Genomic DNA, 21113 nt, shown 5'->3' with positions numbered 1-21113 from the left:
AAATGAGAACGACAAAATGGATATTCCCATAATACAATAGGGTAAGATTCGATTATAAGAGAAAGCGTTGGTGAAAGAATGGAGCAGCAAAGACATTGGCTACAAGCAACTGTAGAAAGAAATGAAGACAATACGTTACAAATAAAGTGGGAAAATAATATAGAAGAAGTTCGCATTTATTGGAGTACTTCACCAGATCATATTGAAGAAAATGGAGAGTTACTTGCAACTGTAAATGGAGGATTATCATATACAATTGAAAACCCGAGTGAAAATGAACGTCCATATTTTAGACTAGTAGGAAGTAATGGACAAGCAGTGTCAGTAGCTGAGCGTAGATTGCCATTACAAGGTGCGTTTAACTTCCGTGATATGGGTGGATATGAAACGACAGATGGACGTAAAGTGAAATGGGGCAAATTATACCGTTCTGAAGAATTAGCAGGACTAACAGAGTGGGATATCGACTATTTACAAAAGTCTGGTTTAAAGTTAATTTGTGACTATCGTACAGACTTTGAGGTAAAGCATAAGCCAAATCCTGAGATTACAGGTGCTCGTCAAGTGTGCTTACCAGTTATGCAAGACTTAGCGAAAGACTTAAATATAAATGAGTTTTTCCAAGTTGGTGACCTTTCTATGTTAGGAAAACCAGGTGAGTATCTTGTGAAAATGAATCAAGATTTCGTAAGTGGTAACGAGGCATTCGTAAGCTTCTTAAACTTAGCGCAAAACCCGGAAAACTTACCGTTAGTAAACCACTGTACAGCTGGAAAAGATCGTACTGGATTTGGTTCAGCATTATTACTACTTTTACTAGGTGTACCAGAAAAAACAGTAATGGAAGACTACTTACTAAGTAACGGATTCCGTGAAAAGCTAAATGAAAAAATGATGGCCTTTTTAGGTGCGAAATTACAAAACGATGAGAGCAGAGCGATATTAGGTGCAATGTTTGAAGCACGTGCTGAATACTTGCAAGCTGCGATTGGTGAAATTCAAAAGCAATACGGATCAGTTGAAGCATACGCTGAAAGGGCCCTTGGCTTTACGAAAGAGTCGTTAGAGGAAATGAAAGAGTTATTACTAGAAGACTAATAAGTAAAAGGAGGCTGAGCGGATTAGCCTCCTTTTACTATTGTTGCTATAATTTTGTTAATGAGGATGTTGTGCACCGAGGAGAAAATGGATGAAAAGAACTTAAGAATCGGGGGATAAAATGATTTATACACGTGTAAAAGCAGAGGGGTTAAGAGAAAAGCTGGCAACAATACTAAGTCAAGAGTATAAGGAACTAGCTATTCAAGATTTAAAGGTGATTGGAACGGGAGTGCAAAATATTGTTTTTCAAGGAGATTCAGAAAAGGGGTCTTTAGCATTTCGAGTACCGTGGGAAAGAGAAGTGGAAAATATAAATGAAGACTTATTTAACAGTCGGATTTCGTTGCAAAAGGAAGCGGAGCTGTCTAAGTATTGTCATTCAAAGGGTATTCCAGTACCAAGGATACACGGATTGCATCTTTCAACCGAACTTGATTTTTTAATTTCGGATTGTGTGTATGCTGATCGTACGCCAATTTCCGCATGCAAAATAGGGGAGTTAGTGAGCAAGCTTCATAGTATGCCAATTGATGGTTTGTATTACAAACAAAATATTAGAGAGCCCATTAGTAAGTATATAGCAGAACGAATTGTGAAACGGATAGAAGGGTTTAATACAATCACGAACTGTAAAATCAATCTTCCGAATACAAAAACAATTGAATATATTCTTAGTACAGCAGATCATGTAAAATGTTTATTACATATGGACATTCGACCAGCCAATTTAATCGGGTATAATGGAGAAGTTAAAGCAATATTTGATTGGGATAACGCTTTAATTGGTCATCCATTGCTGGAGCTTATGAGAATAGCTGAAACAAATGAGGTTAGTTGGGATGAATTTAAAGATGGATATAAGAATGATAGTATCTTTAATGTTACTCCTCATATTGTTAGTTTATTTTATAGACTAGATACAGCAGTCATGCTAGCAAACTTATTTATAGCACATTTGAAAATAAAAGATAAAGGTGTATTCTATAAAGAGCGGGTTAAAGCGCTTCATCACGAAATATATAAAAATTTATAAGCAATGAGAACGAAGCTTTTAAAATAGGAATTGAGGAGAACATCATGAAATACAAAGTTATATTATTCGACGTAGATGATACATTATTAGATTTCCCTGAAACGGAAAGACACGCATTGCATAATGCGTTTGTACAGTTTGATATGCCTACAGGGTATAATGATTATCTTGCAAGCTATAAAGAGATTAGTAATGGATTATGGAGAGATTTAGAAAATAAAATGATTACGCTAAGTGAATTAGCCGTAGAGCGATTTAGACAATTATTTGCAATGCATAATATAGACGTAGATGCGCAGCAATTTAGTGATGTATACCTTGAAAATTTAGGGAAGGAAGTACATCTTATAGAAGGCGCAGTACAATTATGTGAAAATCTACAAGATTGCAAGTTAGGTATTATTACGAATGGATATACGAAGGTGCAACAATCAAGAATCGGAAATTCGCCTTTATGTAATTTCTTTGATCACATTATTATTTCTGAAGAAGTTGGTCATCAAAAACCAGCACGTGAGATTTTTGATTATGCGTTTGAGAAGTTTGGGATTACTGATAAATCAAGCGTACTAATGGTTGGAGATTCGTTAACTTCTGATATGAAAGGCGGAGAAGATTACGGCATTGATACGTGTTGGTATAATCCGAGTTTGAAAGAAAACGGGACAGATGTTAACCCGACTTATGAAGTGGAGAGTCTGCTACAAATTTTAGAAATTGTAGAAGTGGCGGAAGAAAAGGTAGCTTCATTTTAATTGTGCTGATATTTGTCGAAAAATCGATATATTGAAAAAATCGTTGATATATTGTAAGTTGTGATAGATATATTTGAAAAATCGTTGATATATTGTAAGTTGTGATAGATATATTTGAAAAATCGTTGATATATTGTAAGTTGCGATAGATATATTTGAAAAATTGCTCATATAAATTCATATACTAAGATATAGAACAAAAAAATAGAGCTACTATACAAGGTCATTCACGTGTTATAATGCGTGAATTAAATATGCGTATATAAATAGTTTCCTAGCGTGATGCGATGTCATGTATGATTAGTGTAACAACTAGAGGTGAATAAAGGATGTTAACGTTTTTATTTGAGTTAGACAAGAATCTCCCGCAGAAGGATGAGCCACGGTATGATGCTTATTCAAAGGGCTTTATCGAAGGAGATGTAACGATTTGCGCGAGTGACAGCGTATTTTTTCAAAAATCATGTATGAAGGTTGCAGAGCTGGGGATTTATTTAGGTCAGTGGATGGAACAAGTTCAACATGGGCAGAACGTGCCTATGAAATATGAAACGGCTGACCGTGAAGAGGTAATTCTTAGTTTCTTCTACGAAGAGGATCATAATCAATGGAATGTTTTTTCCAGCTGGCAAGAATTTGAACTTCAAGAGCGTATAGCTACTATAACATTAATAGAGAGTGTTCAACGCTATTTGTATGAGTTAAATAAAGAACTGCGCATGATAGAATATCCTGTGACGTTTGATCAGTACTTAAGAGGAGAGCGAATGATGCAGCTCTCTTACAAACGACCGTGTGATAGCAAAGCAGATACGACGCCGATAGAGTTTTATAATGGAAGTGAGCAAGTAGGCGTAGTACGGGGTTATTATAAAAATACGTTGATGAGAGTGCTGGACTTCATTCCGAAAATTGGTAGTAATATCATTTATGAAATAAAGGATAGTAAGGGCAATATTCGCGTCATTGCAAAGGATGTAAGTAGGCAGCGCCAAAGAAAGATTTTAGTAACGTACAAAGATAATCATGATGCAGAGCATGAAATACTTGTATGTGACGGAAAGTTATTGGATGCAAATTTCTTATTTACCTTTACATATAAGGCAGAAGAATATGTTGTTCATAAAACTTCATTTGGAATGGGAAAATTATTACGAAAGGGCTATGTAATTGCAGATTGGAATATTCGTCTTGAGGAAGATATGTATTACATCGAGATGAATGCATATGATGGAGATTACATGGAGGATCAATACTTACTATTAGGCGTATTTCATGCGGTTTTATATGGATAATCAATGAGAAATACCGTCATTCTTCTTGGAAAGAATGACGGTATTTTTTATTTATCCTCAAAAATAAAAATCTCATCAATCGTACTATGTAGTGCCTTCGCTATATCGTGAGCAAGTTGTAAGGAAGGATTGTATTTACCTTTTTCGAGATGACTAATTGTTTCACGTCGCACACTAACGCTCTTCGCTAAATCTTCTTGTGTCATGTTCAATTTTGCGCGGTATTCTTTTATCTTCGTTACGAACGCCATGGTGCATCTTCCATTTCATCAACAGGTTTATCATAAAAGAACATAGAAAAACCGAATGTAAGAATGAGTGTGCCGAAAATAAGAGCGATATCAATTTCTTGTAGCGCCGGGTTTGGAAATAACATTTCAATAAACATAATGATTGCGGTAGTTAGTAACGTAACGATAAATGCATTGCGGCACGATTTATTGACAATTTGTTCAAACAGTTCATCGTGTTGAACTGTTCTATACGATGTGAAAAAGGAGAAGAAACAGAACATAGTAAACAATCCTTTTTCATAAAAAAATCCGAGGAAACCGAAGAAACCGAGAAATCCTAAATATTTTATCCAAGTTGTTTTCATGATAGGTCCTCCTTACGTTGTTAGAAATAAGTCACGTTATGTTACAAATATATCACAATTGGATAGGAATGGTAATAATAGTTTTCCAGTTTGCTTCATAATAATAGTAAAAAGAGGAAATATGCTGCGAAACAAAGAGGATAATATTGTAAAATGGTTGTAAGGAGGGGGAGGAAGGTATGCTAAATTGGATTATGATCGTTGTATTACTTGTAGTCATTACTGTAGTCGCGACGGTGTTAATTGGGCGAAAGGGTGATGCAAACTATAGTAAAGCGACAAAGGGGAATATTAGAAGGCTTACGATGATTTATATTATACTAGCTGTCGTTTTGATTGTTGGATTAGGTCTGTATATTTATTTCAAAGGTTAAAAAACTGAAAAATACAAAAATCTAAAAATAGAAGTATGCTATAATATCAATATAGTTATTTGGTAATTAAGGAAAGGATTGGATGGAATGATTGAAATTACGAATGTGTCAAAAAGTTATAATGGGTCTACCTATGCAGTAAAAGACTTAAGTTTATCTGTACCTAGCGGCGAAATCTTTGGATTTTTAGGACCGAATGGTGCGGGTAAATCAACGACAATTAAGATGATTACTGGCATTCACGGGGTGGACAAAGGGACTATTACGATTAACGGAAAAAATATTATGGAAGAGCCGATGGAAGCGAAGAAGACGTTTGGTTATGTACCAGATAGTCCAGATATGTTTTTACGATTAAAAGGAATTGAATATTTAAACTTTATGGCCGATATGTATGAAGTGCCGAAAGAAGTACGACAAGAACGAATAGAGTCTTTAGCGAAGAAGTTTGATCTTTATAATGCTTTATCTGATCAAATTCAAAGTTATTCGCACGGTATGAGACAAAAAATCGTTATTATTGGTGTGCTCGTACATGAGCCAGATGTATGGATTTTAGATGAACCATTAACTGGGCTTGATCCGAAATCTGCATATATTTTAAAAGAAATGATGAGAGAGCATGCGGATAAAGGAAAGATTGTATTTTTCTCTACACACGTATTAGAAGTAGCGGAAAAAATATGTGACCGGGTTGCTATTATTAATAAGGGGAATTTGCAGTTTAAAGGAAATTTAGATGAAATGAGAGATCATTTTAAATCCAATGAATCACTTGAAAAAATGTTCTTGGAGATGACGGGCAATGAGTAAAATTTGGACGTTAACGAAAGTATTATTGAAATTAAATTATGCAGATTTTATAACAGATAAGAAGAAGCGATGGGCGTATGTATTTTCATTTGCAGCTATTTTATTTGTCGGCTTTTTACTGTTTGGTTCTATCACGCATGCAATGTATGAGGGAATGATACATTTAGGGCAAGATCCAGGAATGATTATCGCAATGGGACTTGCGATTGCGAGTATATGGGTATTTTTAATGAGTATAACGAACATTTTAACTGTATTTTACTACAGCAATGACATTGAAATGTTATTACCATTACCATTAAAACCAGCGCAAATTATTTCGGCAAAATTTTTAACGGTATTAATTACACAATACGTAATGAGTTCATTTATTTTATTACCAATCTTCATTACGTACGGTTTAAAAAGTGGCGCATTTATTACATATTATATATATATGATTTTTATTTACTTACTCTTCCCAATTGTGCCGTTAGTACTAGCTTCGTTACTGATGACAGTTATTATGAGGTATACAAATATAGCGAAAAATAAAGACCGAGGAAATATATTTATTGGAATCGTAAGTATACTATTTATTGTAGGAATTAACGTATTTTTGCAGTGGAAAAATAAAAGTTCGTTTTCTGAAGATGCAATTGCGGATTACCTTGCAAACAACCAGTCTTCTCTTTTAGTACAAATGACAAACTATTTTCCAACTACATATTTTGGAGCAGTAGCATTAGTAGAAAATGCAAATTGGAAGGGACCTTTATATGTAATAATCTTTGCAGTTATTTCATTTGTATTTTTTGTGTTGTTTTATTACATTGCAGAGCGTACATATTTAAAAGGGGTTATTGGACTTTCAACGAGTACAGCAAAGAAACAAGTTATTTCGGCGGAAGGTTTACAGAAATCAACAGTACAAAGTTCGCATTTAAAAGCGTATGTGAAAAAAGAATTTAAAACGTTATTCCGTACACCACAATTTTTCTTAAATTGCATTGTACAAACTTTCGTTATGCCAATTATGTTGTTCTTTATTTTATTTGTGCAAGATGGAAACTTAAAGTTTATTACAGAGTATATTAACAATCCAAAGACAACAGGATTTGCAATTGGTGTTGGCCTTTGTGCATCGTTATTTTTAATGGGTAGTAACGTCATTGCAACAACGTCATTTTCGCGAGATGGAAGCTCTTGGTTTGTGAATCGTTATTTACCAGTAAAGGCTTCGGATATCTTTTTTGCGAAAGCAATCACTGCTTGGTTAATTAATGTAATCATTTTAGCAGTATTCGGTATTACGATGGCAGTTGTAGCTGGGATTTCTCCAGTCTTTATGATACTGTGGTTTTTACTAAGTGCGAACGGGTTGTTATTAATTAATTTAATCGGAACACGCTGGGACGCACAAACTGCAGATATTCATTGGGATACAGAGCAGAAATTATTTAAAAGTCGATATACAACTTTGTGGAATTTTTTAGCTAATATTTTAATAGCTTTAATTATTGTGGGGGGAGTAAGTGTATTATACTTCTTCCTTCATGTCGGACTGTGGGTTATGTTTATCGTTTTATTTGTAATGTTTACGATTGTAAATTATATCTTTATTAAAATGTTAAAATTAGGTGCTGAACGTATACTGTCAAATATTCAATAAGAAGATAGATCCTCTGTATTCATGCAGGGGATCTGTGTATAGATGGAGGAGAAAAAGGTGAAGAAAATAGCAATTGTAACAGGGGCAACTCGTCTGAATGGAATTGGTGCAGCTGTATGCAAGGTGCTTGCTCAAAAGGGGATAGATATTTTTTTCACGTACTGGCCAAAGTATGATAAAGCGATGCCATGGGGAATGAGTGATCAAGAACCCTTTTTGCTGAAAAAGGAAATTGAAAGTTACGATGTTCGATGTGAAATGGCAGAAATCAATTTATCGCAGTCTTATTCGCCAACTCGTTTGTTTTATATGGTATCAGAACGGTTAGGTGATCCATCTATTCTAGTTAATAATGCAGTATATTCTACTCATACGAGAATTGAGGAATTAGATGTAGAGCAGTTGGATAAACATTATACAGTTAATGTTCGGGCTACTATGCTATTAAGTTCATTGTTTATAAAACATTATTCACTTAAAACGGGCGGGAGTATTATTAATCTTACTTCAGGACAGTCAGTAGGTCCAATGCCAGATGAACTAGCATATGCAGCAACGAAAGGGGCAATTGAAGCATTTACAAAGTCAGTAGCACCAGTTGCGATGGAGAAGGGGATTACAGTGAATGCTGTAGATCCAGGACCGACGAATACAGGATGGATTACAGAGGAGCTGAAGCATCATTTAGTATGGAAGTTCCCACAAGGTAAAGTAGGAGAACCGGTGGATGCTGCGCGCTTAATTTCTTTTTTAGTAAGTGAAGAAGCGAAATGGGTTACTGGGCAAGTCATTCACTCGAATGGTGGTTATTCATAAAAATATTATGTTAACAAATGTTGAGAAACAAAAAACGAAAGAAAATTTTATTTTTTTGTATAAATAAAATGTCAAGAAAGATAAAAATTTGATAGAAGAGTATATCGTCATATGAAGATAGTAATTCTTAATGTGACAATATACTCTTTTTCTTTTACTTGCGAGTAGAAAAATGAAGTAGAAGAAACTCGAATATTAAAATGAGTTTATCAGTTTTTGTACGTATTATTATGAAGATTACTGTCGGAAAGATGATAATTCGTATGAAAAGGGATTTTTTAAGGGGGAATCGAATCGTAAAGGGGAGGATAAATTATGTAAAACATAGGGGGATTTATATGAAAATGAAAAAGGTCGCTATCGCATCGATAACAATTGGTACAATGCTTACTATGGCAGCTTGTAGTCCTTCAGCAGATAAAGAAACGGAAAAGAAAGAGCAAGTAACTGCGCAAAATGATGGAGAAGCAAAAACGACAAGTGCAGATGAAGCGTCAAAAACAACGAAAGATACTGAAAAAGAAACAAATACTTCTTCAAATGAAAAAACAGATAAGGATGCAAAAAATACGAAAGAATCATCAGGGACAGAAAGTAACGGCAAAACGTCAACTCAAAACGAAAATGTAAAAACAAAAGAAAAAGAGACGACAGGAAAAACGAATGATCAAACGACTAGCGGGAAAACAACAGATCAAAGCACAAGTACAAATTCAGATGGAAAGACAACGAAAGATCCGAAGAAAAGTGTTGCTGTGAAAACGAACGTTAAAGAAGTTGTGGCATTAATTGATAGCTTGGACAAGCAGTTAGCTGCTAATCCAAAATTAGAAACAGTGAATAAGCTTGGTAAACAAATTAATGAAAAGTGGGATGTAATTGAGAAAGAGCTAGAAGCATCACATCCGACGGATTCTAAAACGATCGGTCAAAGTATGTATCCGTTAATTGTAGGAGCGGAGAAAGAAAAAATTGATATTAATAAAATGAAATCTTTAACGACGAAAACGAAAAAAGATTTAAATCAGTTATTGACGAAACTTTCGTAGTTTCAAAAGCCTACTCGTGTGAGTAGGCCTTTTTTGGTTGTTGTAATGTGCACAGTATAACTTATTTATTTTCATTTTCAATTACGATGCGAAAGGAACTGAATGCTTGTTGACTGATATAATCTTCTTCGCTAACTTTATAAGGAAATGGAAAAGCGACGAGTTGCAAATTACTTTCCTGATCCACTGAAGGCAATGTGAAATTAAAGATTTGCCTCGTTTCAGGTGCAACCTTAGTATAAACGACTTTTCTATTGTTAAATATTTCAACTTGTTTCCAATCTTTAAAAGCCACGATTGCGTAAGTCATTTCATCATTTGTTTCATTACCGTTTGATAAAATTAATTGCTTGCCTTCCTTTTCAAAGAAGACAGTTTGTAAGTTCTCTTCACGGTTCGTAACAAATAATGGTTCGTAAAGACCATCTTTTAAAATAGCATCTGGATCTATAAGGGAGAGTTTTATTTTTTCGTTTTCTTTTTGAAGAGGATGCATTGAATATCGCATACTTAGAATATCTTCTAAAATAGCTGCTTTATTTAAGTTATTATCTTTTAATTTGTATTCAGGTTTTTTAATTATTAAAAAGGTTAATTCACTTGCATTAGGAGAAGTGTGTAAAGAGATTTTCGTAGTAATTGAACTGTTTGGTTTCATATCAAAAAAATAGTGTGATATTTCATTAGTAGTATCTTCTATTTTAAAAGGTTTTTGTTCGTAATCTTCTAGAACAATTAATCCATATTTTCGGTTTTCATTAATAGTATGTACGAATGATAATGTTACATTAATTTTATTATCCTCACTAGTAATTGTACTACCATTGTTAATATGTTGGCCTTGATTATCCTTCAATCCGTAAGAAACAGTATTGGTTTGTTGCTCTCGTTTATTTTCTATGGAAGGTGGATGAGGTTGTATGAATGAAGTATTGAACAAAATATAAATTGTAAGTAATGAAATAAGTAAAACACCGCAAATAATATATATTTGTTTCATAAATAGCACCTCAATATATGTAAAATATTAGAGAAAAAAGATATGCAAGATGCATATCTTTTTTCTCTTTCTTACCAGAAAGCTTTTGTTTCGTGATTCACATCATTATAACCACTTAATTTATAGGTATGATTACCGATAGCGTAATCATCTCCATAATAAATGCTTGTGTTGGTCGCTGTAGCACTTACAAAGGATGATTTTTTTGCACTATTACTTTTCGTATTCACTAATGACCCATCGCCATTGAAAGTTCTTGCTTTTGCATAAACATAGTCTTCGGTCGTAGTTGATTTCGATTTAGCAACTGCATATGGGTTACCAAAAAAGGGAGTATATACGCTAATGTTAGAGTCATTCTTAGGTGCAACTGCAACAGTCAAACTAGGAACACTAGATGTTTTTGTTGATTGAATTGTATCAAAGTCAACTAAAACGGGCTGCTTGTCTACAGTATCGACCTCTGAAGCACTTGCGTTATTAGTAAAACCAAAACCTAAAACCGCTAACCCTAAAGTTGTCACCGATAAAGATTTTTTCATATTCACTAATTTTCCCACCTTTTTAAATTTTTGAGTTCGAACTCAATTCATACAATATATGAAAATTTCGAAACTCTCAATGGTTTATCCCATACTTAACTTTTCTTTTACTTTCGATTCAACATGTCTTCATTTGCAAAAAAGCGAATATATCTTCTAATGCTTAGCCAGCAAGGGATACAGGTTTAATTTTATGAAATTCATGTAAATTTAAATCTATTCATGTCAGAATCTCTGTTATTTTTAAGTTCATATGGGAAACTTATTAAAAAAAGGATGGTGACAAAAATGACAATCGATCGAATTTGTACAATTGGACCCGCAAGTAATAATAAAGAAACGTTAGCACAGTTAATAAAGAATGGTATGAAAATTGTTCGACTGAATTTATCGCATGGCACGCATGAAAGTCATAAAGACATCATTCGTTTAGTGAAATCATTAGATGACTCTATTAAATTTTTGGGTGATGTACAAGGTCCTAAAATAAGATTAGGTGAAGTGAAGGGAGAGCAAATTACACTTCAGGCAGGAGATTCTTTTATTTTACATACACAATCAGTTACAGGGAGTAATACAGAAGCGAGTGTTGATTATGAAGGAATTGCGAATGATGTAAAAGTAGGCAGTAGAATTTTAATTAATGATGGAGAAGTTGAATTAATTGTTGAAAAGATAAGTACGGATAAAATAGAAACGAAGGTAAAAACAGGTGGCAATATCTCATCTCATAAAGGAGTTAATTTACCAGATGCGGCTGTTCGTTTACCAGCTATTACAGAGAAAGATAAAAAAGATATTCAGTTTCTTTTAGAAGAGAATGTTGATTTTATCGCGTGTTCTTTCGTAAGAAAACCTAGTCATATAAAAGAAATACGAGATTTTATACAACAGTATAAAGAAACGTCACCTAATGTAATTGCAAAAATAGAAACGATGGAAGCAATCGAGAATTTTCAAGATATATGTAAAGAAGCAGATGGAATTATGATTGCAAGGGGCGATTTAGGAGTAGAGTTACCGTATCAATGCATTCCGCTTTTACAGAAAATGATGATTCAGGAATGTAATCGAACGAATACATATGTCATTACAGCAACACAAATGCTTCAATCTATGGTAGATCATTCTATTCCAACAAGGGCAGAGGTGACTGATGTGTTTCAAGCTGTACTGGACGGGACGAATGCAGTTATGCTTTCAGCTGAAAGTGCATCAGGAGAGCATCCAATCGAAAGTGTGAGAACATTACGTCTCGTTTCAGAATTTGCGGAACATGTTAAAAAAGATGGACCTTTTGCGATGAAAGATGTACTGCAATTACTGCGTGAGTCTCTGGATGAGTAATAAATAAAAAGAGGGCGGATATACATCCGTCCTCGTGTTTTTCATTCATACTATTCTTGCTCTTGCTCATCCAAAATCTTTTCAAACGCAGCAGATACTTTATCAAACTCTTCATCATTTTCAATGTATGAAAACTCATTATCTTCTTCTACTTTTAAAAAGAAAATATCAATGTCTTCCTCAGTTTCTGTTTGGATATCTTCAACAAAGGCAACTGCAATATATTCTGCACCTTCGACATCCATCGCTCCAAGTACTTCTACTTCTTGCTCTTCGTTATTCTCATCACTAAGAGTAAACACTTCGCCAACTTCAATATCAGACATATTCATTCTCCTCCTGTTCGACTCTAAAAATAGAACACTCAAACTGTATACATACTAACATATCTTTCCATGAAAAACCAAATTCATACATAAGAAAAACGACTGATAGTTCTTTTGTATAAGTATCCAGCTAGTAGGAGCATTATTTGTCTGTGCTATATTACTTAATCCATTCAACAATTGTATCCATAGTCTGTCTTGTTTTATCACGCTTTGGCTCTTCTTTACGGTAACCAAAGGCAACCATAACTGATACTTCGAGATTATCGCCTTGTATAATGCCTTCTTGACGAAGTAAAGAATCTACTTCCTCTTTATCAAATCCTTCTATTGGACAAGAATCAATACCGATTTGAGCTGCGCTCGTCATCATATTACCTAAAGCGATATAAGATTGCTTGGATGCCCAATCAAATACAGCGCGATCGGATTGTAATAAGTTAAAATCTGTTTCCTGGAACTTTTTGAAGAATTCATATCTAATTTTTTGAGTGTCTTCAGACAATCCAATAATATCGTTCATCATATATTTAATATACTCTGCATCATAATGCATATCTTTAATGTTTCTTGAAAGAACAATAACAAAATGACTAGCTGTTGCAAGTTGCCCACCAGCGCCCCATGAATACGGTTGTAGTTTTTCTCTTAATTCTTTATTTTGTACGACAATAAATTTCCAAGGCTCATATCCAAAAGAAGAAGGAGATAATCTGCCTGTTTCTAAAATGAATTTGAAATCCTCTTCTGAAATTTTGTGCATAGGATCGAATTCTTTACATGCATGTCTGAAATGAAAAGCCTCCATAATCTTTTCTTTTGTAATTTCGTTTGTATTTGTCATAAAAGTTCCTCTTTTCATGAATTTATTTTTGTAAGTAAATTATATTTTTAAAGTAACATAGATACAAGTACGCACATTTATGTGGTATAGTATCAAAAAAGATACTATTGATAAGGGAAGGGATTTATTATGGATTGTCCAAACGAAAATAATATAAATTACCCATTTTTAAATAAATATTCTTGTCCAGTTGAAGCTATGGTTGAGGTGATTGGAGGGAAATGGAAAGGGGTAATTTTGTATCATTTATTAGATGGTACAAAGCGGTTTAATGAATTAAAAAGATTAAAACCAAATATCACACAAAGAATGTTAACGCTGCAGCTGAGAGAACTTGAAGCTGATGGCATTATACATCGTGAAGTATACCGTGAAGTGCCACCTAAAGTTGAATATTCGTTAACTGAGCTTGGTGAATCACTACGTCCAGTGATTCTATTAATGATGGAATGGGCAACTCATAATATGGAGAAAGTTTTGGAGAGTAGGAATACGAAAAATAATAGTTAAGAGTTGAAATTGGTATAGACGAGTTATGTGAAATAGTTGTAGAAATAAAAGGTGTTTCCATACGTGAAAACACCTTTTATTTCTATGTTTTTTACTTTTTAACTTCAACTGCTGAAGTTGGAAAGTTATTTAAGTTTGCAGTTTGACCATACCAATCAGCATGTTTAAAAACAACACCTTTTCCATATCCGTCAGTTGAAGTACGTTCCCATAGTGTTGTTGAATAACTAGCAGTAGGAGCTGCTGTACGTACAGAAACAATTTGATTTTGCCAACTAGCAGACAAGTTTTTATAACCACTACTTAGAGAAAAATACTCGCTACCTTGATTTGTGCGTTTATAGAAGTCTGTACTACCAGGTCCGCTTCCTCCAACACCAAGGGGAGTGATTGGATTATTCAACCTTTGTTTATCTTTTTCAATAAAAGACTCTAAACTTTCTTTGCTCGAAAATCCATAAGATAACCAGTCTCCATTTTGATTTTGTTTCGGTAGAACTAACGTTATTTTTACGTCTTCCTTTGATGGAGCACTCAATTTGTTAGACGAATCAACAGTCTTTTCATCTACAGTTACATATTCGAAAGAGGAAATCGTATAATTTTTTTCGGTACTAGCTGATACTGATCCCAGTCCTCCAGTTAACGACGAAACAGTTAATAATGCACCTGCTACCAACTTTTTCAGCATGGATTCATCTCCTTAAAACTTAGATTTTTTACATAATTAAAATGTATGTTAATTTGAATGTTTTATAAATGTTTAGAAATTTATAAAATTTAAACAGAATATTCTTTTATTGGTCGGGAGTAAGGAGGGGAATTTAAAAAAGGGTTTACTTAAAAAGTAAACCCTTTTTGCTGACCTATTTCAAAACTCAATGGATGAAAGTTTCATTTTATCCATCTATGAATCATACACTTCTTTTGCATTCGTAGAAGCAGCATCTAATAAAAGGAAAATGGCTGCTATCATATGTAGAAAGATGTCTATATAAGGAAAGAAGGCAACTAGAGTAACGATAATACCGATATAATGAGGGTACGTATTCATGCCTTCTTTTTTAGCTAATAAAATAGTATTGATATGTAAAACAATCAATAGTAGTAAAGGTAACCCATATAGGTTAACAAGACTTGGAAGTACATAATAACAAGGAAATAATAAAAGATGATAGATCCCTGTAGTCCACTTTAGTGCTTGAATGTAGGTTTTCAAAGTGAATCCTCCTAAAACAATTCATATCTATATATTACCAAAAATAATAGGTAATTGGATATTTTTTATTTGTATTTTTAATATATTATAATAATTTTATGTAAACTAATTGTTAGGTATCTATAAAATAGAAAAACCACCCAAACGAGGGTGGTTCGTATTATAAATAATTACTTAAAGAAGAAATCGGAACCTTCACCTCACTACCTTCCTTCATATTCCGCAACACAACAGTGTTTGTACTAAATTCATCTTCCCCAATAATAAGCACATAAGGGATATTCTCTTTATTGGCATAATTAAGGGCACGTTTTAATTTGCGTCCTGCTAGTTCTAGTTCGACTTTTAAGGAAGTGGTAGAACGTAATTGCTGGGCAATTTGTAAGCATTGTAACTCTGTCCCGAGTGGGATGATAAATAGATCCGCTGTAGATGAGATTGTTTCTTTCTGCGATAGTGCTGTATAAATAACGTCTAAACCGAATGAAATACCGACTGTTGGATAGTTCATATTATCACCACGGAATGCTCCGATAATGTTATCGTAACGGCCGCCGCTACCGATGCTAGATGTAATCGATCTATCTTTTAAAAAGATTTCATATACAGTACCTGTATACATTGTGAGTCCTCGCGCTAAAAACGGGTTGAATATCGTATTTTCATTTATTCCAAGGGCGATTAAATATTGCTGTAATTGTTGTAATTCGTTTACTCCATCGGCAACGAGTGGATTATTGAAAGCTTCTTTAAAGTCAGCGATAGTAAGCTTTAGACAAGATAATACGGTATTACATATCGTATTAGCCATTTCTTCAGAAATCCCGCGCTCTAATACATCTTTTCGTACACCATCAATCCCAATCTTTTCGATTTTATCTAATGACAAAATGACGTCACTCGTTAACTCAGTAGGGATGTTAATGGCCTGAAGAATACCATTTAACAATTTTCGGTTATTATATTGGATCGTTATCTCTAAGTTTAACGTTCGGAACAGTTCAAACGCCATACCCATAAGTTCAGCTTCTGCCATGACAGACTCAACACCGACTATATCAACGTCGCATTGTATAAATTCACGAAATCTTCCTTGTTTAATTGGCCCATCTCGAAATACTTTCCCAATCTCATAACGTTTAAAAGGGAGGCGGAGGTTCGGATTCATTGCCACAACCTTTGCGAATGGAATAGTTAAATCGTATCGTAAGGCGAGCTCACGTTTTCCTTGATCCTGAAGTGTATATATTTCTTTTAATATTTCATCGCCACCGCCGTACTTGTAAGACATAAGCTCATACATATTTAACGTCGGCGTTTCTAAAGGTTTGCATCCGTATCGTTCAAACGTATCTTCACAAGCTCTTTTAATTTTATTTCGCAGCACTTGCTCCTCTGGTAAATAGTCTTTCGTTCCTTTTACATTTCTCATTTCCATCATAATCACTCCTTTTTCAAATTAAAAAAAGCTATGCAGGTATAAAAATACCCACATAGCTTTATGAACGCTTCGTGGGTCAACAGGAAAAGCCCTGTACCCACGAAGAAAAATTTTTCTTCGGATACACGGCGTTACGTATGATGATGAAGTTGGAAAGAAGTATTAAAATTTCGCATTACAAATCTCTCCTTAACGTAAGTTTTTCCAAATTATATCAGATGATTTTTGAATTATCAATATTTTTAGTTTTGAAATATACGTGAAGTTATGTAGGAGAAATGGAAAAGGGTGTATAATAAAACTTAATAATATGAAATAACCTTTTAAGGAGATCACTATGAAAAAAGATAAAACAAATGCGATGCGAATATTAGATAAAGAAAAAATTGAATATTCGATGATATCATATGACCCAGAAGATGGGAAAATTGATGGCGTATCAGTAGCCGAGAAAATTGGACGAGAAGTGAGAGAAGTATATAAAACGCTAATCGCTCAAGGAAATAGTGAAAATTATCATGTGTTTATTATTCCGGTAGATGAGGAACTGAATTTAAAAGCTGCCGCAAAAGTAGTAAGTGAAAAGAAAATTGAAATGATTCCTGTAAAAGATATTACGAAAGTTTCAGGATATATTCGCGGCGGTTGTTCACCAGTTGGGATGAAGAAGTTATTTTCAACATGCATTGATGAGAGTGCTCAATCGCTTGAAACGATCATTGTAAGTGGCGGGAAAATTGGCGTGCAAATTGAGCTGAAAGTGGATGACTTGGCGAAAGTGACGAGAGCGCAGTTTGGTGAGATAACGAAATAAATAGTGAGACTTGAAGGGATTTAGAATCCTTTTACAAATGGGAATGAAAAAAAGGGATGTGTGAGACACATTCTTTTTTTATTTGTAGAGAAAAGAATTCATATTAGCATCGGATTTTTAATTTCTATATTAAATTTTATATATTTGAGCACAGTTTTCTTTAAATGCTTTTGAACAAATTATCAAATATGCATTATTGCATAAATAAATTTAAATTTATAAGTTAATATTAAACTACTTTTTAGTTGTAAAGAATATGTTAATAATCTTTATAAGAGAAGGATATTCCTTGTAAAAAGTGAAATTGTTTGGAATGTGAATAAACAAAAAGTTTAGAAGTGATACAGACTGGGTAGAGTCTTGTATTAAATAAACAGACAAGGGGTATGGGCTTCGGGGGTTAGAAAGCATTTTTTAGTGAATAGCTTTAAATTATATTTTAAAGGGGAATGGGTATATGAAGTTTCGAAATACAAAGATTGCTATGGTTACACTATCTTCATTTTTTATTTTAGGTTCTGCATCTCTATCATTCACAGATACTATACACGGTGAAGTAGCTCCTGCATCAGCACAAGAGATTATTGTAAAAAGTTATGACGATACATATTATAATAACGCAATAGGAAAAACGGGGTTAGAATTAAAGAAGGAACTGCATAATATTATTGATAATCATACAAAGTTATCATACAGTGCGGTTTGGGAAGCGTTAAGAGATACTGATGAAGATCCAAATAATAAAAATAATGTGATACTCTTATATACTGGTCGTTCGCAAGGGAAACTTACGAATGGATCAGGAGTAAATAACTGGAACCGAGAGCATGTTTGGGCAAAATCTCACGGTGACTTTGGAACGACTGCAGGACCTGGAACAGATCTACATCATTTAAGAGCGACGGATGTATCTGTAAATAGTTCACGTGGAAATCTAGATTTTGATAATGGTGGTGTGAATCATTCTGAAGCGACAGAATGTAAATATGATAGTGATTCTTGGGAACCTCGTGATAGTGTAAAGGGAGATATTGCTAGAATGCTGTTTTATATGGCTGTTCGTTACGAGGGAGACAACGGCGAAATAGATTTAGAACTAAATGAAAAAGTGAATAACAATAAAGATCCATACATGGGGAAACTATCTGTCTTATTAAAATGGAATGAACAAGACCCGGTCGATGATTTAGAGCGAAAGCGTAATGAAGTGATTTTTACAAAATATCAACATAACCGCAATCCTTTTATTGATCATCCAGAATGGGTAAATAAAATCTGGAACTAAGATTTTTAAAGGTATTATATTTTGATAAAAGGGATTGATCATTATGATCAATCCCTTCTTATATTTTTACTAGAATAAATGATTTTTATAGGACTAGTGAGGGAAATAGAATAGATATTTATATGGAACGATAGTACTTATTTATCTAGTTAAGTATTTAGTAAGGTCCCCACTCAATATTCACCCCAACAATAAGAAAAACAAGTCCAATGATAAACCAAATGAGTGCAAGTGGAGCCATGAAACGAATCCATTTTCCATAAGAAATCCCGCTTGCTGCGAGAACGCCCATTAAAACACCGGAAGTTGGATTTAAGCAGTTTACTACACCTTCTCCGAGCATAACAGCCTGTACTGTAACTTGGCGTGTAATGTGCATGAAATCAGCTAATGGAGCTAATATCGGAATAAAAATAACCGATTCTCCTGTCCCGGATGAAATAAGGAAATGTAATGCAGCACTACTTACGTACATACCGATAACGCCAAATACAGGGCTTTGTCCTTCAAGAGACTGTGCGAGCTGGTTAACGATAGTATCAAGTAATTTGCCTTGTTCTAAAATGACTGAAATACAGCGAGCCATTCCGACAATTAAAGCACCATAGATAAGGTTTTGGCAGCCAGTTAGAAAAGTAGAAGCGATATCGTTTACTTTCATGCCACCTATTATTCCGGCTGTAATTGCTATGAAAATAAAAGTAGCGGTCATTTCTGCGTCCGTCCAATGTAGACGAAAAGCGCCTATTAAAAATGCAATTAATGATAAAGCTGAAACGAGTAAAATTAATTTATGACGTATCGTCCAAGGAACTTCCTTTTTCTCTGCTTCTTTTTCGTTTGAAAGAGCGTTACTTGGAAACCAGTTGTCGCCAAGGATGCTTCCTTTATTCGGTTTTTTCAAGCGCTTTACATACCAATTTATATATAGAATGGTAGCAAGTAAAAAAGATATATAAATTGCTGTGCGTAAACCAATTCCCGAAAACATCGGAAGTTCTGCGATCTTTTGTGAAATGCCTAAAGGTGAGGGGGATAAAATAGTAGCATTAAAACCAGCATAAGTGCCTAAATAAATAATTGCTACACCGACGATAGCGTCCCATTTTAATGTGCGGGCAACGATGATACCGATGGGAATAAAACCGATAACTGAATTAACGATAATGCCAGTCGTTCCAAGAATAGAAAAAAGTGCGGCAACGATACAAATGAAAAGTAATTGCTGATTACGAAATTTGTTAATAACATGATAGATTAAACCGTCAAGAGCACCTGTTTTTTCAAGAATTGCAATGGCTCCACCTGTAAATAAAATTAGAAAGATAATAGGGGCAGCAAGTGTCATTCCTTTTTCAATAGCGGTAAAAAAAGAAACAAATCCTACAGGTGATTGCGGAACAGAATGATAGCTACCTGGTATTGTTGTTGTAACAGTCCCGTTTGTGCCCCTTTTAAATTCTCCAGCAGGAACGAAATAAGTAGCAATGGCGCAAAGTAAGGCAATAAAAAATAGTAGTACGTACGCATCAGGCATTTTAAACTTTGGTTTACTAGGTTGTTTTTTTGCCTCAGTTTGTATTTGCATAAAATCCCTCCTTCTTCACTTGGTTAATTTTTAATATTCTGAATTTAATCTGTGAAATAGATTATAATAAAGGTAGCTTCTTAAGGCAATAGTTTTTGTATCCTTTTCCCGCACGTACAAATTATTGCAATATTAGACAGGGAAACGATAATAAGCCAAGAATATGTTATGTAGAAAGAAAAAGGAAAAGAGGGAACAAGATGTGGAAAACTACTGATCTATGTGATGAATTTGAAAAGGAATTACAAATATGTCGCCAGTCTTTTCGGTCTTTTGGGAAGAAAGAACAATTCCACGGGAAAATTGCAACTGTAAAAGTGAAAGATGATAATGTACTAGTGAAGGAAGGATTGCAAACATTACCAGAAGGAACAGTATTAGTTGTTGATGGCGGAGCGTCTACTAATTGTGCGTTACTTGGTGATAATTTGGCAGCTATTGCGGAAGAAAGAAAGCTAGCAGGAATTATTGTGAATGGGTATGTTCGTGATTCTAGTGAACTAAAGAATATTAATATTGGTATTTTAGCGTTAGGAACGATGCCAAATAGAAGTGTGAAAGAAGGAAAAGGAGAACGAAATATTTCATTGCACTTTGGACAAGTGGATTGGAATCCAAATGAATATGTCTATGCGGATGAAGATGGCGTCATTATTAGTGAAAAGAGTTTACATCGTTAAGAGTTAATAAGTTATTATTCTTAGAAAATAAA

The 21113-nt window shown here is 34.2% G+C and carries 24 protein-coding genes; 14 read left to right on the top strand and 10 right to left on the bottom strand.

Features of this window, described 5'->3' with window-relative positions:
• Positions 1-78 precede the first annotated feature (78 nt).
• From ACTFO4_RS13975 to ACTFO4_RS13960, 4 genes are all read left to right on the top strand, one after another.
• Positions 79-1098, top strand: coding sequence for a tyrosine-protein phosphatase (locus ACTFO4_RS13975; protein WP_440014356.1), 1020 nt, complete (start codon positions 79-81; stop codon positions 1096-1098).
• A 121-nt stretch (positions 1099-1219) separates the two neighbouring features.
• A complete protein-coding gene (locus ACTFO4_RS13970) occupies positions 1220-2134 on the top strand; it encodes a phosphotransferase (RefSeq protein ID WP_326038443.1) in 915 nt (304 codons plus the stop codon).
• Between the two features lie 44 nt (positions 2135-2178).
• Positions 2179-2889: a YjjG family noncanonical pyrimidine nucleotidase gene (locus tag ACTFO4_RS13965; RefSeq protein WP_137396899.1), complete on the top strand. Its 711-nt coding sequence runs from the start codon at positions 2179-2181 to the stop codon at positions 2887-2889.
• 329 nt (positions 2890-3218) lie between these two features.
• Entirely contained in the window at positions 3219-4184 is a 966-nt protein-coding gene (locus ACTFO4_RS13960) for a tubby C-terminal domain-like protein (protein WP_016124940.1), read from the top strand.
• Between the two features lie 47 nt (positions 4185-4231).
• Here ACTFO4_RS13960 and ACTFO4_RS13955 read toward each other — a convergent pair whose 3' ends face one another.
• Both ACTFO4_RS13955 and ACTFO4_RS13950 read right to left on the bottom strand, forming a co-directional pair.
• Positions 4232-4435 (bottom strand): helix-turn-helix transcriptional regulator, encoded by a 204-nt coding sequence (locus tag ACTFO4_RS13955; protein ID WP_000896308.1) that lies wholly within the window; start codon positions 4433-4435, stop codon positions 4232-4234.
• Positions 4423-4782 (bottom strand): DUF3796 domain-containing protein, encoded by a 360-nt coding sequence (locus ACTFO4_RS13950; RefSeq protein ID WP_000859213.1) that lies wholly within the window; start codon positions 4780-4782, stop codon positions 4423-4425. Before ACTFO4_RS13950 ends, ACTFO4_RS13955 begins: the two co-directional genes overlap by 13 nt.
• A 179-nt stretch (positions 4783-4961) precedes the next feature.
• Between ACTFO4_RS13950 and ACTFO4_RS13945 the strand changes: the two genes are divergently transcribed.
• The 5 genes from ACTFO4_RS13945 to ACTFO4_RS13925 all read left to right on the top strand — a co-directional run bounded on the left by ACTFO4_RS13945 (position 4962) and on the right by ACTFO4_RS13925 (position 9485).
• Positions 4962-5156 carry a hypothetical protein gene (locus tag ACTFO4_RS13945; protein ID WP_000935861.1) on the top strand — a complete coding sequence of 65 codons (195 nt, stop codon included), beginning with the start codon at positions 4962-4964 and terminating at the stop codon, positions 5154-5156.
• Between the two features lie 87 nt (positions 5157-5243).
• Positions 5244-5969 carry an ABC transporter ATP-binding protein gene (locus ACTFO4_RS13940; RefSeq protein ID WP_000570204.1) on the top strand — a complete coding sequence of 242 codons (726 nt, stop codon included), beginning with the start codon at positions 5244-5246 and terminating at the stop codon, positions 5967-5969.
• Positions 5962-7620: a putative ABC transporter permease subunit gene (locus ACTFO4_RS13935; protein WP_000036885.1), complete on the top strand. Its 1659-nt coding sequence runs from the start codon at positions 5962-5964 to the stop codon at positions 7618-7620. Before ACTFO4_RS13940 ends, ACTFO4_RS13935 begins: the two co-directional genes overlap by 8 nt.
• Before the next feature lie 57 nt (positions 7621-7677).
• Positions 7678-8436, top strand: a complete 759-nt coding sequence (locus ACTFO4_RS13930) for an SDR family oxidoreductase (RefSeq protein ID WP_002178542.1) — start codon at positions 7678-7680, stop codon at positions 8434-8436.
• 338 nt (positions 8437-8774) lie between these two features.
• Positions 8775-9485 (top strand): hypothetical protein, encoded by a 711-nt coding sequence (locus tag ACTFO4_RS13925; protein WP_000782543.1) that lies wholly within the window; start codon positions 8775-8777, stop codon positions 9483-9485.
• Positions 9486-9546: 61 nt separating this feature from the next.
• Here ACTFO4_RS13925 and ACTFO4_RS13920 read toward each other — a convergent pair whose 3' ends face one another.
• Both ACTFO4_RS13920 and ACTFO4_RS13915 read right to left on the bottom strand, forming a co-directional pair.
• Complete coding sequence (locus tag ACTFO4_RS13920; protein ID WP_017673888.1) at positions 9547-10485, bottom strand: hypothetical protein; 939 nt, start codon at positions 10483-10485, stop codon at positions 9547-9549.
• Positions 10486-10556: 71 nt separating this feature from the next.
• Entirely contained in the window at positions 10557-11033 is a 477-nt protein-coding gene (locus ACTFO4_RS13915; RefSeq protein ID WP_001056357.1) for a hypothetical protein, read from the bottom strand.
• A gap of 282 nt (positions 11034-11315) precedes the next feature.
• Between ACTFO4_RS13915 and ACTFO4_RS13910 the strand changes: the two genes are divergently transcribed.
• Positions 11316-12374, top strand: a complete 1059-nt coding sequence (locus tag ACTFO4_RS13910; RefSeq protein ID WP_139245366.1) for a pyruvate kinase — start codon at positions 11316-11318, stop codon at positions 12372-12374.
• Between the two features lie 50 nt (positions 12375-12424).
• On the opposite strand, the gene ACTFO4_RS13905 is transcribed toward ACTFO4_RS13910, so the two are convergent.
• Positions 12425-12706: a DUF1292 domain-containing protein gene (locus ACTFO4_RS13905; RefSeq protein ID WP_002005464.1), complete on the bottom strand. Its 282-nt coding sequence runs from the start codon at positions 12704-12706 to the stop codon at positions 12425-12427.
• 154 nt (positions 12707-12860) lie between these two features.
• Complete coding sequence (locus tag ACTFO4_RS13900) at positions 12861-13544, bottom strand: NAD(P)H-dependent oxidoreductase (protein WP_017673890.1); 684 nt, start codon at positions 13542-13544, stop codon at positions 12861-12863.
• 129 nt (positions 13545-13673) lie between these two features.
• Between ACTFO4_RS13900 and ACTFO4_RS13895 the strand changes: the two genes are divergently transcribed.
• Positions 13674-14054, top strand: coding sequence for a winged helix-turn-helix transcriptional regulator (locus tag ACTFO4_RS13895; RefSeq protein ID WP_000340581.1), 381 nt, complete (start codon positions 13674-13676; stop codon positions 14052-14054).
• A 91-nt stretch (positions 14055-14145) separates the two neighbouring features.
• On the opposite strand, the gene ACTFO4_RS13890 is transcribed toward ACTFO4_RS13895, so the two are convergent.
• From ACTFO4_RS13890 to ACTFO4_RS13880, 3 genes are all read right to left on the bottom strand, one after another.
• Positions 14146-14745, bottom strand: coding sequence for a hypothetical protein (locus tag ACTFO4_RS13890; protein ID WP_000914423.1), 600 nt, complete (start codon positions 14743-14745; stop codon positions 14146-14148).
• Positions 14746-14961: 216 nt separating this feature from the next.
• Entirely contained in the window at positions 14962-15273 is a 312-nt protein-coding gene (locus tag ACTFO4_RS13885) for a hypothetical protein (protein ID WP_000860707.1), read from the bottom strand.
• Positions 15274-15433: 160 nt separating this feature from the next.
• Positions 15434-16714: a histidine--tRNA ligase gene (locus tag ACTFO4_RS13880; protein WP_002178535.1), complete on the bottom strand. Its 1281-nt coding sequence runs from the start codon at positions 16712-16714 to the stop codon at positions 15434-15436.
• 337 nt (positions 16715-17051) lie between these two features.
• On the opposite strand from ACTFO4_RS13880, the gene ybaK reads away from it, so the two are divergent.
• A complete protein-coding gene (ybaK, locus tag ACTFO4_RS13875) occupies positions 17052-17528 on the top strand; it encodes a Cys-tRNA(Pro) deacylase (protein ID WP_440014355.1) in 477 nt (158 codons plus the stop codon).
• Positions 17529-17985: 457 nt separating this feature from the next.
• A complete protein-coding gene (locus ACTFO4_RS13870) occupies positions 17986-18813 on the top strand; it encodes an endonuclease I family protein (RefSeq protein ID WP_016512554.1) in 828 nt (275 codons plus the stop codon).
• A 157-nt stretch (positions 18814-18970) separates the two neighbouring features.
• Here the strand turns inward: ACTFO4_RS13870 and ACTFO4_RS13865 are convergent, their stop codons facing one another.
• A complete protein-coding gene (locus ACTFO4_RS13865) occupies positions 18971-20401 on the bottom strand; it encodes a YfcC family protein (RefSeq protein ID WP_440014354.1) in 1431 nt (476 codons plus the stop codon).
• A 200-nt stretch (positions 20402-20601) separates the two neighbouring features.
• Here ACTFO4_RS13865 and rraA point away from each other — a divergent pair, with 200 nt between their 5' ends.
• On the top strand, positions 20602-21081 hold the full coding sequence (gene rraA / locus ACTFO4_RS13860; protein ID WP_000266037.1) for a ribonuclease E activity regulator RraA: 480 nt from the start codon (positions 20602-20604) through the stop codon (positions 21079-21081).
• Positions 21082-21113 lie beyond the last annotated feature (32 nt).

Source organism: Bacillus cereus group sp. MYBKT14-1 (assembly GCF_051915185.1).
Lineage (GTDB): Bacteria > Bacillota > Bacilli > Bacillales > Bacillaceae_G > Bacillus_A > Bacillus_A cereus.
The sequence above is the reverse complement of the archived record's forward strand: the minus strand, read 5'-3'. Positions and strand labels throughout refer to the sequence as shown.